Raw genomic sequence first — 11,929 nt, 5'->3', positions numbered from 1 at the left:
CAACGACACCGACGCCAATGGCGATCCGCTCGCCATCACCGGCGTCAGCCAGTTCTCCAACGGCACCGCCGTCTTCAACGCGCAGACCAACACCGTCACCTTCACGCCCACCGCCGGCTATACCGGTGCTGCCGGCTTCACCTAYGCCATCTCCGAYGGCAAGGGCGGCACGGCTTCCGCAACCGTCGCCCTCAACGTCACGGCCCCGCCGCCGAATGCCGCGCCGGTCGCGACCAACGACAGCGGCTACACCACCCAGCAGAACACCGCGCTCCAGATCACCGCGGCCTCGCTGCTSGCCAACGACACCGACGCCAATGGCGATCCGCTCRCCATCACCGGCGTCAGCCAGTTCTCCAACGGCACCGCCGTCTTCAACGCGCAGACCAACACCGTCACCTTCACGCCCACCGCCGGCTATACCGGCCAACGACACCGACGCCAATGGCGATCCGCTCGCCATCACCGGCGTCAGCCAGTTCTCCAACGGCACCGCCGTCTTCAACGCGCAGACCAACACCGTCACCTTCACGCCCACCGCCGGCTATACCGGCGCYGCCGGCTTCACCTATGCCATCTCCGATGGCAAGGGCGGCACGGCTTCCGCAACAGTCGCCCTCAACGTCACAGCCCCGCCGCCAGCAACGCAGAGCCTGTTTGCTTCAAGTGCGACACCTGCCATCATCACCGACAACGACCCGAGTTCGGTCGAACTTGGCATGAAGTTCACCGCCTCCACAGCAGGCTCGATCACTGGCATCAAATTCTACAAAGGCCCTCAGAATGTCGGCACCCACACAGGCAGCCTGTGGACGAGCACCGGCACCTTGATGGGAACGCTGACTTTCACCAACGAAACGGCGAGCGGCTGGCAGTCGGCGAACTTCAATACGCCCATCCAGATTTCCGCCGGGCAGAGTTACGTCGTGTCCTATCACACCAACGGCTTCTACTCGGCCAACAACAACTATTTCACCGCACCTGTCACGAATGGTCCCCTCACTGCACCCACGAATGCCGGGGTCTACGCCTATGGAAGTAGCTCTGCATTCCCGACCAGCACATGGAATGCGTCCAACTACTGGGTCGATGTAATGTTCAACGGACAACTTGCCGCGTAGTATATTCGACGTCGCGACAAGACCTGTCGAACACCGGGCCCAGAAGGAAGGACACGCAATGCACCAGGAATTATACGCCGACGGCATCGGCGAAGTCACCGTTAGCGGCACGATCGTGCGCATCGATCTCGTCAGCCTGTCGCCAACCGAGCGCGATCAATCAAATTCCCCCAAGCCGGCGTTCCGCCAACGCGTCATCATGCCGGTGGAATCCTTCGCCAACAGCGTCGAACTGATGCAAAAGGTGCTGCAGGGCCTGATAGAGGCAGGTGCCATCAAGCGGACTCCCGTTCCCACAGCCCAGGAAGGCGAGAAGCACGGTCGCGGCGACGTCAGGCTGAACGGCTCGCCAAACTTCAGCTGATCCGAACCTGATCTTAGCGGGAGAGCTTCCGGTCATGGACCCGACGCCGCAGACAGGGCTGTATTGCCTGGCCGGCATGCTGCGGCATCACGGGCTGGATGGCAGCCCCGAACGGTTGGCAGCGATCTATGCCGTCGGCAGCGAGCCGGCTTCCTCAACCTTGATACTGCGCATGGCCAGGGAAGCCGGCCTGCGGGCGAAATTCGCCAAGGTCGGCCGCGCGGGCCTGACGAAGCTCGGCAAGGCTTTTCCGGCGCTTGCCCGTCTCGACAACGACAATTGGGTTTCCATCATCGGTACGGCGCGCACTGAAGCCGGCGAAGATATCGTCCAGATATTCGATCCGCTGGCGGCACGCCCGGAGCTTCTCGCAGTGCCGCTCGACCAGTTCTGCGCAAGGTGGGGCGGTGAACTGTTGCTTGCCAAGCGCACCTATGCGTTGAGCGACCCCGATCAACCTTTCAGTTTCCGCTGGTTCCTGCCGGAAATCGCCAAGCAGCGCAGGCTTTTCATCGACGTCGCCATCGCTGTCCTCTTTCTCTACGCCATCGGCCTGGCAACACCGATCTTCTTCCAACTCGTCATCGACAAGGTGCTGGTGCACGAGAGCTATTCGACGCTCTATGTGCTCAGCATCGGCGTGTGCGTGGCGCTGCTGTTCGACGCTGCCTTCGTCTTCCTGCGACGCTATCTTCTGATCTTCGCAACCAACCGCATTGACATCAGGGTGGCGACGCGAACATTCAAGCACCTACTCGACCTGCCTATCACCTTCTTCGAGCAAGGTTCTGCCGGCGTTCTGGTCAAGCACATGCAGCAGGCGGGCCGCATCCGCGAATTCATGACCGGCCGGCTATTCCTGACGCTGCTCGATGCACTGTCGCTGCTGGTCTTTGTGCCGGTGCTGTTCCTCTACAGCGCACGTCTCGCCACGCTGGTGCTTCTGTTCAGCGCCGCCATCGCCGTTGTGGTGGCGCTGATGGTCGGTCCGTTCAAGCGCCGGCTGCATGCCCTTTATGAAGCCGAGGGCATCCGGCAAGGCATGTTGGTGGAGACCGTACACGGCATGCGCACTGTCAAATCGCTGGCCATGGAACCGCTCCAGCGCCGGATATGGGACGACCGCTCGGCCCAGACTGTCACCACCCGCTTCGATGTCGAGAAGATCTCGACCGTAGCACAGTCCATCACCGGCCTGATGGAAAAGCTGATGAGCGTTTCCATCGTCGGCTTCGGCGCGCTGGCCGTGTTCGAAGGCAACATGACGATCGGCGCACTGGTCGCCTTCAATATGCTGGCGGGCCGCGTCTCCGGTCCGCTCGTCCAGATCGTCACCATGGTGCACGAATATCAGGAGGTCGCGCTTTCGGTACGCATGCTTGGTGAGGTCATGAACCAGCGGGTGGAACGCAGCGGCCGCACCGAAGGCCTGAGGCCCGATATTTCCGCCAGCATCGAGTTCCGCAACGTTTCTTTCCGCTATCGCGCCGACATGCCGCTGGCACTCGACAACGTGTCCTTCGCTATCGAGGCAGGCAGCGTCTTCGGCGTCGTCGGCCGCAGCGGCTCAGGCAAGACCACGGTGACCCGGCTGCTCCAAGGCCTCTATCCGATCCAGCAAGGCATCATCCGCATCGGCGGCCATGATGTGCGCGAAATCGATCTCGTCCATCTGCGCAAGAATGTCGGCGTGGTGCTGCAGGACAATTTTCTGTTCCGCGGCACCGTTCGCGAGAACATTGCGGCAGCCAAACCCGATGCCACCTTCGAGCAAGTGGTCGATGCGGCAAGGCTCGCCGGAGCGGAAGAGTTTATCGAACAACTGCCCCGCGGCTATGACACGATGATCGAGGAAAATGCGGAAAACCTGTCAGGCGGGCAGAAGCAGCGCCTGTCCATCGCACGCTCGCTTGTCAACGACCCCCGCATCCTGATCTTCGATGAGGCAACCAGCGCCCTCGATCCCGAGAGCGAGATGATCGTTCGACAGAGCATCCGCAAGATCGCGCAGGGACGCACCGTCATCATCGTCTCGCACCGCCTGTCGACGCTTGCCGACGCAGACGCCATCCTGGTCATCGACCGGGGCAAGCTGGCCGATATTGGTGGTCATGATCAGTTGCTGTCGCGATGCACTACCTATCGCCATCTGTGGAACCAACAGACGAGGCTTGCGGTATGAAAGCCTCGCGCGCCAAGCTCTCGCTAGCCAAGACTGACACAGCGCCGGTGCCTGCGCCGGTCGAACCGCCTGTCCTGCGCGTCGTGCCGGCGACGCCCGGTCCGGCCATCCTCGAGTTCCAACCGGATGCTATCGAGCTTGAGCAAAGGCCGCCGCCGCGTCTGGCGCGCATGACGCTCTACGGCATCCTTCTGTTCGCGGCTTGCGCCATAACATGGGCCTCGCTGTCGAGCATAGACGAGATCGTGGTGGCGCCCGGCAAGCTGGTCACCACGCGGCCAATGCTTGTGGTGCAGCCACTGGAAACCTCGGTGATCCGCTCGATCGAGGTGAAGGTCGGCGATACCGTGCATGCCGGCCAGACGCTGGCGACCCTCGATCCGACCTTTGCCACTGCCGACAGCACGCAACTGCTCGGAAAGATCCAGGGCTTCGATTCCCAGATCGGGCGCGTCGAGGCTGAACTCGCCGGCAAAACTTATTCCGTGCCGCAGGATGCGCGTGCCGACCAGTTGTTGCAGGCGCAATTGTACATCCAGCGCCAAGCCTTCTACGAAGCCAAGCTGCGCGATTACGACACTCAAATCGCCCATGCGGAAGCGACCCTTGCCGCCAGTCACAGCGAGGAAGGAGTGCTGGTCAAGCGGCTGGCCGGCCTACACGAGATTGACCAGATGCGCGAAACCCTGTTCGACCAAGGCACCGGCTCGCGCCTCAGCTATCTTCAGGGACGCGACGTCAGCCTGGATCTGGAAGCAGGACTCGGCCGTATCCGCGGCAACCAATTGGAAACGGCGCAAACCCTCGAGCAGGCGAAGGCTGAACGCCAGGCCTTCATCGAGGACTTCCGCCGCGCCTCAATGGAAAACCTGGTCGAACTGCGCGACAATCGGGCCGCCGCTTCGGAAGAACTTAAGAAGGCGGAATTGCGTCAACAGATGGCGGTGCTGACAGCGCCGGCCGACGCCGCCGTCCTCGACATCGCCCAGCGCTCCATCGGATCGGTGGTGCGCGATGCCGAGCCCTTGTTTACGCTGGTGCCGCTCGACGTGCCACTTGAGGCAGAAGTGGCGGTTGCAGCCAAGGACATCGGCCAAATCGCCAGCGACGATACCGCCAGGGTCAAGTTCGACGCCTTCCCATTCCAGAAGCATGGTACGGCCAACGGCAAGGTCCGCAACATCAGCCAAGACGCATTCGGCCCGGGCCAACAGACCGAACACCAGCAAAACAGTGCTCCCTTCTACAAGGTCCGGGTGGCGCTCGGGGACATGAACCTGCGAAACATTCCGCAGGGGTTCCGTCTCATTCCCGGGATGACGGTGCAGGCCGAGATCAAGACCGGGCAGCGCACCATCATCTCCTATTTCCTCTACCCGCTGCTGCGCGGGCTCGACGAAAGTCTCCACGAGCCGTGAAACTCGGGCTTATTGGCTCGCCTTCCAAGCCTCATAGCGCGCCTTGTTCTCGACATTGGCCGGGTAGAGGCCGGGCAGGGGATGGCCGGCCTCTACCTCGCGCATGATCCAGCCTTCCAGACGTTCCTGCTCGATGCCGGCCTCGACAACCTCGTCGACCAGCTTCGCCGGGATCAGCACCGCGCCATCATCGTCAACGACGATCAAGTCGTCAGGATAGACGGCCACGCCTCCACAGGCGATGGGTTCCTGCCAGTTCACGAAGGTGAGCCCGGCAACCGAAGGCGGCGCCGCGACGCCGGAACACCAGACTGGCAAACCGGTCGAAAGCACGCCTGCAACATCGCGTACCACGCCATCCGTCACAAGAGCGGCCACGCCACGCTTTGCCATCCGCGCGCAGAGGATGTCGCCGAAGATACCGGCATCGGCCACTCCCATTGCGTCCACCACGGCGATGACTCCTTCCGGCATCGCCTCGATCGCGCCGCGTGTCGAGATCGGCGACGACCAGCTTTCCGGGGTCGCCAAATCCTCGCGCGCCGGCACAAAGCGCAGGGTGAAGGCGCGGCCGATGATACGTGGCTGGCCCGCTTTCAGCGGTGCCGCACCCCGCAGCCAGACATTGCGCAGGCCCTTTTTCAGAAGGATCGTGGTAAGCGTCGCCGTGGTGACGCCCTTGAGCGCCTTGATGGCCTTTTGCTCGTCGTAGGGAAGCGAGGACTCGCTCATGTTCGTGATCTCCGTTTAACTCAAATGCTGGCGATCATGCCGCCGTCAACGCGGATGATGCTGCCGGTTACAAAGGACGCCCGCTCGCTGGCCAGGAAGGCAACGACATCGCCATATTCCTGGGGCTTGCCATAGCGCCCGACGGGAATCGAGGCCGAACTCTCCGCAGCGACATCTTCAAGACTGCGGCCCTCCCTTTTTGCCTTCTGCTCGTCGAGGAATGAAATGCGCGGCGTGGCGATCCGACCGGGCAGGACAATATTGGAGGTGATGCCGTCGCCGCCGACTTCCTTGGCCAGCGTCTTGGACCAGCCGACCAGGGTGGAGCGCAAGGCGTTGGAAAGGCCGAGGTTCGGAATGGGCGTCACCACACCCGAGGAGGTAGAGGTGACGATGCGCCCCCAACCGGCCGCACGCATGCCGGGCAGAACGCGGTCCGTCAGTGAAATTACCGGCAGGACCATCGACCGGAAGAATTTCGACCACTGTTCGTTCGCCTGTCCAGACACCGGAGTCGGCGGCGGCCCGCCGGTGTTGTTAACGAGGATCGCGACATGGCCGTAGCGCTTCTCGACCTGCGAGACATTGTCGTCGATCACAGACAGATCCGCGAGATCCCACGCGATCGCGAATGCCTCGCCTCCTTCGGCGACGATCGCGGCGACGGTGCGCTCTGCCGCTTCGCGGTCGATGTCGGCCACGGCCACCTTGGCGCCTTCGCGGGCTAGTGTCTGCGCGATGGCTCCGCCAAGCCCGCCGCCCGCACCCAGAACCAGCGCCGCCTTTCCCTTAATCCCCAGATCCATCAGAGTCTCCTTACTTCATTCGCATTGATCGCCGGCAGCGTGGCACGGTGGTCGATTCTCTCGTTTCGCTATTCAATACCAACCTGCCGCGTTAAGAGAATATCTCTGTTGTCGCCTTTGTCATTCAGGAAAACTGTTGATGGAAACCCGCTTCCTGCAAACCTTGCTGACTGCCGTTGAAACCGGATCCGTGGCGGAGACAGCAAGGCGGCTGAACATCACCCCTTCGGCTGTCACGCAACGGATCAGGTCACTCGAGGCGGAGATCGGCCGGCCGCTTCTGCGGCGTTCGGGACAAAAGATGCAGGCCACCGCGGCCGCGGAAGCCCTGGTGGACGATGCCCGGCGCATGCTGTCGCTGGAAGAGGACATGAAGGCAGCCGCGTCTTCAGATGACCTGACAGGTTTGCTGAAGGTAGGCGTCATCCAGACGGCGCTGACCGGGCTGATGCCGGATATCATTTTAACGCTGCGGCGCAGCAGCCCCGGAATAGATCTGTACCTGGTACCTGGCACCTCGGACGCTCTTTACCGTAAACTCGCCAATGGGGAAATCGACCTCGCAATCGTCGTGAAACCGTATTTCCCGTTACCTAAATCACTCGACTGGGCGATGCTGCGGCAGGAACGTCATCTGCTGATCACGCCACGCGGGCGCGACATCGCCGACGCAGCCAATATCGAAACGACGCTGCCGCGCGAGCCGTTCATACGCTACGACCGCAACCACTGGGGCGGGCGCATCGTCGACCAGTACCTCAGGCAATTGCGAATCCGCCCACGGGAGCAGTACGAACTCGATTCCCTCGAAGCCATCGTCATCATGGTTTCGAGGGGCCTTGGCGTCGCCATCATCCCGGACTGGCCAGAGCCGTGGCCCCACGGTGTGCAGGTGGACCGGATCGAACTGGCCGACGCTCCAATTCGCGAGGTGGGACTGGCATGGTCCCGATCGTCGGTTCGCCTGCCGCTGATCCACACCTTCCGAACCATCGCCACAGAACTGGCTTAGAGTTTTGAACTCGCCCACGAGGTCACCGCGCCGGTCGAGGGATTTTGCAATATTCCGCTGAGGAGCACGGGAAATAGGCCGGCCCCTCCGAAAGACGGTACCAATTTTCAGGTTCAGCAGCGCATTGACAAGAAAGAACCCTCCAACTGCAATGCACAGGATTCCGGCAGAAGCATCCTTAATTTTTTTCCCTCGGCGCCACACTCCTGAACGGATTTCAGATAACCGCCACGACCATCTGCGACACCTACGTGCCGGCGCATGTCCACCTCACACCAGAAGTGGTTCCCCCGCGCTGGCGATCGTGGAGCGGGACGGTCTCGACGGAAAAGCTCTGCTGACGGCCATTGCCGCCGGTGCGGAAGTCGCGGTCAGGCTTGCCGCCGGCATCAACTATTCCGTTGCAGGTCCCAAGGGATGGCACATGCCGGACATCGTCGGCCCCTTCGGTAGCGCTGCGGCAGTGGGGTGGCTGCGGCGGTTCTCGCCGCTTCAGATGCGCAACGCTTTCGGACTGGCTGGAAGTCAGTCCGGAGGCACCTGGGCCTCATGGGGAACCCCAACGGTGAAGTTCCACCAATCGCGAGGTGGTGCATCCGGTTTGATTGCAGGTCTCCTGGCAGAGCAGGGGTTCGAGGCTGGCTCCGATACCGTCGGTCATCCGCATGGTGAGATCCTGACAGCCTTTTCAGACGGCAGCACACCAGAGGCTATCGTGGCCGATCTCGGCGAACGCTTTGAACTTGAAGAGATATCCCTGCGACTTTGGCCCGGCGGGACGCCCTTGCAACCTTCGCTTACGGCGTTGTTTGACCTTATCGCGAGAGAAGGTCCCCTCGTCGATCAGATCGAGCACGTTGAGGTCGAAGTGGCGCCCGCCGTCTATGAGGCGCACGCACGGTTTACCGAACCGCAGGGGACATTCGAGGCGCTCCTGTCTTATCCCTTTGTCGTGGCCAGCGCCTTGCGTGACCGCAAGTTCTGGCTGACATCGGTTAGCACCGCGAACCTCGACGATCCGGACATCCGCCGTTTCATGTCGCGATGCGTCAAGCTCGTTTCCAATTCGTCACTGACTTCGGAGATCAGCCGTGTCGCCATCACCATGGCAGGAGGCAAGATCTTGACGGCGCAGGCTGATGGCGCAAGGGGAACGAGCCGCAATCCGGCGAAGCTGGACGATCTTTGCACCAAATACGAGAACTGTGCGGTCGGCCGCTTTTCCGGGACACAAGCAGCCGAACTCCTCGACCTTCTCGAGCGGATCGATGCTCTCGACAATCTGGATCGACTGTTCGAATTGCTTCGCTCCACGCGCGAACGGAGAGAGACGGCAACTGGATGACGCACTATGGGAAGGTGTGCGGGCTTGCCATGGTGGGGCTGACAGACCCAGTAAGACTCACTTAACCTCAGGTTGCTATCTGATCCGATAATGCGTGGGGGTGCGCAAAGAGCGAGTACCGACGTGGGAAATCCCAAAAAACACAGCGACTGGCGCGCGATCATCGGCCTTCAAGCCCGCATCGCCGCTTTGTTCATTCCGGTGGTCGTAGCGCTGGCAATTCTTGCCACCTTTGCCGGGACGGAACGGAACCCTCGCGCAAATGGGATCGACCCGACGATGACGAGTTCGGTCCGCTAGATCGCGTCGCGATCATTCAGATCTTCGGCGCGCTCTAAGTCCCCTGTTCTATGCATGTCGCCAAACCGGTTCACACTTTCGGGCGACAAGCATTAGGCGGTTCAAAACAACTCGATTTCATTCTTGCGCAACGTGGCGCTGGCCATGCGGCGGCGATGACAATTCCAGCCGCTTACCAATTTTCCATTCCCCCTCGGGCATTTTCCTCCTCACTTCAATCGGGCGTCAAATAAGGGCTTGTCCGGGGTTTTTTCTTTGCCTTAGCGCAAAGCCACCTCTTCCCCGAACGGGTAACCAGATCGTGTGCTGAGTCCCAAAGCAGCAATCTGCAAGAACTGACTGGCCCCGCTTCGGCGGGGCTTTTTTGTGGATGGCGACGACCGATCAGGTCATTCTTCGTCCGGCGTGCTTATACGCCCTGCAAAAAAAGGCCCCGAAAGGCCCTTTTCAGTCTGGTCGATCAGTCCTTCTCGAATACATTGGTCTTGGCGACGATGCCGGCGATGGCGCCACCAATCAGAGGGGCGACGATGTAAAGCCAGAGCTGGCCGATCGCTACGCTGCCGGAGAACAGCGCTGGGCCGATCGAACGTGCCGGGTTCAGCGAATTTCCCGAAATCGGAATGAAGCCCAGATGCAACGCTGCAAGCGTCAGGCCGATGATCAGGCCGGCGAAGGCGGTCGTGTGCCTGGCGCTCGTCGACGCCAGGATGACGATGACGAAAGTGAAGGTCGCGATGACCTCGGTGAGGAACACCGCGGTCGTGCTCCATTTGGAGGCATCCCACGTCGTCGCGCCGAAATTCGTCACCGGATTGCCGGCCTTGCCGCTGACGATGATCCACAGCGCGACCGTCGCGACGATGGCGCCGGCGACTTGCGCGATCCAGTAGGTGATGACGTCCCTGGCCGGTAGCCGACCGGCAAGGAAGAAGCCCAGCGTCACAGCTGGATTGAGATGAGCCCCGGAAATCGGCCCGATGGCGTAGGCAGCAGCGACCAGACCCAGGCCAAAAGCAAGCCCGATTCCGAGCTGGCCGAGCGGCAATGCGTCTCCCAGCCCGCCCGTGACGATGGCCGCAATGCCGATGAACACCAAAAGAAACGTACCAAGCAGTTCTGCAAGAAAAATCTTCATTGCCATCTCCTCGTGACTGTCCGGATCCGTCTGGGTCCCACCTGCGAATCACTGCCAAAAGTTACCCACAAGGCCGCAAGTTTGAAAGCGGGGTCGGATGGCACCTCACCAATGGGTTGTGCAGTATCCCATGGCGCTTTAGAGCGGCGTGAACAACGTTACTCTTTGCTCGGATATCGACAATGCGAATAGGCGGACGGCTGGCTGCGGCCATCGAAGTGCTTGATGACATCGGTCGGCGTCAAAGACCGGCGGCGGAAGCGCTGAAAGACTGGGGCCTATCGCATCGCTTCGCCGGCGGGGGCGACCGCGCGGCAATCGGCAACATCGTTTACGATGCCCTCAGGCGTCGGCGTTCAGCCGGCTGGCTTCTCGAAGCCGACACCCCGCGCGCCATCGCTTTCGGCGCATTGTTGCTCGAATGGGGAGAGACGGCCACCTCGCTCAACCAGGCGCTCGACGGCGACAAGTTCGCACCCACTCCGCTCGACGAAACGGAACTGCGCACGATTTCGGAACGGCGGCTGGCAGAAGCTCCGCAAGAGGTGCGCGCCGACTGTCCGGACTGGTGCGTCCCGCTGATCGAATCCTCTTTCGGTTCGGATTGGGTGGAGGAAGGGGCAGCACTTGCCGCCCGCCCGCCACTTGACCTGCGCGTCAACATACTGAAGGCCGATCGGGGCAAGGTACTGGCGGAACTGGCCAGGACCGGAGCGCGCGCCGCCGAAATTGCCGCCAACGGCATCCGCATCGCTCCGATCCAAGGCAGCGGCAGGCATCCTAACGTGCAGGCCGAACTCGCCTTCCAGAACGGCTGGTTCGAGGTGCAAGACGAAGGCTCGCAACTGGTTTCTGAACTCGCCGGAGCTACAGCCGGCATGCAGGTTCTGGACTATTGCGCAGGTGCCGGCGGCAAGTCACTGGCGCTGTCTGCGGCCATGGACAACCACGGCCAGATTTTCGCACATGATGCGGAAAGGGCCCGCCTTGCCCCAATCTTCGAGCGCATCCGGCGCGCCGGCAACCGCAATATCCAGGCCGTTTCCCGTCGGGCCGAGCTTGAGCCGCTGAAAGACCACATGGACATCGTGCTCGTCGATGCGCCTTGCACCGGCAGCGGCACCTGGCGACGGCGGCCCGACGCCAAATGGCGGCTGACACAACGCCAACTCGACGCGCGCAAGGCCGAACAGGCCGCGATCCTCGACACGGCCAGCGAATATGTGAAGCCGGGCGGCCTGCTCGCTTATGTCACCTGCTCGGTGTTCGAGGACGAAAATGGCGGGCAGGTAGCTGCATTTATGGACCGTATCGGCAATTTCATCCCTGTCGATCATCGCGATCTGTGGAGCGGCCGGATCGGCAGCCACGGCTCCTCAGCCCGCTTCGCTACCAGTGGCGGCATTTCGCTGTCGCCGGCACTGACCGGCACCGACGGCTTTTATTTCTGTGCCTTGCGGCGTATGGGCTGATGGCTGCACCTGTGGAAAACCGACGCTGGCGACGACTGG

9 protein-coding genes and 2 pseudogenes are annotated in these 11,929 nt (G+C 61.7%); 8 read left to right on the top strand and 3 right to left on the bottom strand.

Translation table 11 applies throughout. The annotated features are described in order from the left end of the window. Nucleotides 1-34 precede the first annotated feature (34 nt). The 5 genes and pseudogenes from ASD64_RS22045 to ASD64_RS11320 all read left to right on the top strand — a co-directional run. Nucleotides 35-193: pseudogene (locus ASD64_RS22045) on the top strand (Ig-like domain-containing protein); the annotation flags it as partial. A gap of 21 nt (nt 194-214) precedes the next feature. Next, nucleotides 215-1,121 (top strand): annotated as a pseudogene (locus tag ASD64_RS21685) (DUF4082 domain-containing protein); the annotation flags it as partial. A 58-nt stretch (nt 1,122-1,179) separates the two neighbouring features. Beyond that, nucleotides 1,180-1,485, top strand: a complete 306-nt coding sequence (locus ASD64_RS11330; protein ID WP_056105150.1) for a hypothetical protein — start codon at nt 1,180-1,182, stop codon at nt 1,483-1,485. 34 nt (nt 1,486-1,519) lie between these two features. After that, nucleotides 1,520-3,667: a peptidase domain-containing ABC transporter gene (locus ASD64_RS11325; protein WP_056105147.1), complete on the top strand. Its 2,148-nt coding sequence runs from the start codon at nt 1,520-1,522 to the stop codon at nt 3,665-3,667. Then, on the top strand, nt 3,664-5,085 hold the full coding sequence (locus tag ASD64_RS11320) for an HlyD family type I secretion periplasmic adaptor subunit (protein WP_082549955.1): 1,422 nt from the start codon (nt 3,664-3,666) through the stop codon (nt 5,083-5,085). The genes ASD64_RS11325 and ASD64_RS11320 overlap by 4 nt, the downstream gene beginning before the upstream one ends. A gap of 9 nt (nt 5,086-5,094) precedes the next feature. Here ASD64_RS11320 and ASD64_RS11315 read toward each other — a convergent pair whose 3' ends face one another. Together ASD64_RS11315 and ASD64_RS11310 are read right to left on the bottom strand one after the other, a co-directional pair. Continuing rightward, the gene (locus tag ASD64_RS11315) at nt 5,095-5,817 is read right to left on the bottom strand and encodes a ribonuclease activity regulator RraA (protein ID WP_056105146.1); all 723 of its coding nucleotides are present in this window, start codon (nt 5,815-5,817) and stop codon (nt 5,095-5,097) included. 20 nt (nt 5,818-5,837) lie between these two features. Continuing rightward, nucleotides 5,838-6,623 carry an SDR family oxidoreductase gene (locus ASD64_RS11310; RefSeq protein ID WP_056105143.1) on the bottom strand — a complete coding sequence of 262 codons (786 nt, stop codon included), beginning with the start codon at nt 6,621-6,623 and terminating at the stop codon, nt 5,838-5,840. 139 nt (nt 6,624-6,762) lie between these two features. Here ASD64_RS11310 and ASD64_RS11305 point away from each other — a divergent pair, with 139 nt between their 5' ends. Together ASD64_RS11305 and ASD64_RS11300 are read left to right on the top strand one after the other, a co-directional pair. Further along, nucleotides 6,763-7,635 (top strand): LysR family transcriptional regulator, encoded by an 873-nt coding sequence (locus ASD64_RS11305; RefSeq protein ID WP_056105141.1) that lies wholly within the window; start codon nt 6,763-6,765, stop codon nt 7,633-7,635. A gap of 151 nt (nt 7,636-7,786) precedes the next feature. Then, nucleotides 7,787-8,980 carry an MmgE/PrpD family protein gene (locus tag ASD64_RS11300; RefSeq protein ID WP_082549954.1) on the top strand — a complete coding sequence of 398 codons (1,194 nt, stop codon included), beginning with the start codon at nt 7,787-7,789 and terminating at the stop codon, nt 8,978-8,980. 760 nt (nt 8,981-9,740) lie between these two features. On the opposite strand, the gene ASD64_RS11290 is transcribed toward ASD64_RS11300, so the two are convergent. Continuing rightward, entirely contained in the window at nt 9,741-10,418 is a 678-nt protein-coding gene (locus ASD64_RS11290) for an MIP/aquaporin family protein (RefSeq protein WP_056105136.1), read from the bottom strand. 182 nt (nt 10,419-10,600) lie between these two features. Between ASD64_RS11290 and ASD64_RS11285 the strand changes: the two genes are divergently transcribed. Further along, nucleotides 10,601-11,890, top strand: coding sequence for an RsmB/NOP family class I SAM-dependent RNA methyltransferase (locus ASD64_RS11285; protein WP_056105134.1), 1,290 nt, complete (start codon nt 10,601-10,603; stop codon nt 11,888-11,890). Nucleotides 11,891-11,929 lie beyond the last annotated feature (39 nt).

This window comes from Mesorhizobium sp. Root157 (assembly GCF_001427385.1).
GTDB lineage: Bacteria > Pseudomonadota > Alphaproteobacteria > Rhizobiales > Rhizobiaceae > Mesorhizobium.
This window is presented reverse-complemented; position numbering and strand designations above follow the sequence as displayed.

Bases quoted from the DNA above. Each gene is read 5' to 3' on its own strand.
- ASD64_RS11330 (WP_056105150.1), top strand. From the start codon at position 1,180: ATGCACCAGGAATTATACGCCGACGGCATCGGCGAAGTCACCGTTAGC.
- ASD64_RS11325 (WP_056105147.1), top strand. From the start codon at position 1,520: ATGGACCCGACGCCGCAGACAGGGCTGTATTGCCTGGCCGGCATGCTG.
- ASD64_RS11320 (WP_082549955.1), top strand. From the start codon at position 3,664: ATGAAAGCCTCGCGCGCCAAGCTCTCGCTAGCCAAGACTGACACAGCG.
- ASD64_RS11315 (WP_056105146.1), bottom strand. From the start codon at position 5,817: ATGAGCGAGTCCTCGCTTCCCTACGACGAGCAAAAGGCCATCAAGGCG.
- ASD64_RS11310 (WP_056105143.1), bottom strand. From the start codon at position 6,623: ATGGATCTGGGGATTAAGGGAAAGGCGGCGCTGGTTCTGGGTGCGGGC.
- ASD64_RS11305 (WP_056105141.1), top strand. From the start codon at position 6,763: ATGGAAACCCGCTTCCTGCAAACCTTGCTGACTGCCGTTGAAACCGGA.
- ASD64_RS11300 (WP_082549954.1), top strand. From the start codon at position 7,787: ATGCACAGGATTCCGGCAGAAGCATCCTTAATTTTTTTCCCTCGGCGC.
- ASD64_RS11290 (WP_056105136.1), bottom strand. From the start codon at position 10,418: ATGAAGATTTTTCTTGCAGAACTGCTTGGTACGTTTCTTTTGGTGTTC.
- ASD64_RS11285 (WP_056105134.1), top strand. From the start codon at position 10,601: ATGCGAATAGGCGGACGGCTGGCTGCGGCCATCGAAGTGCTTGATGAC.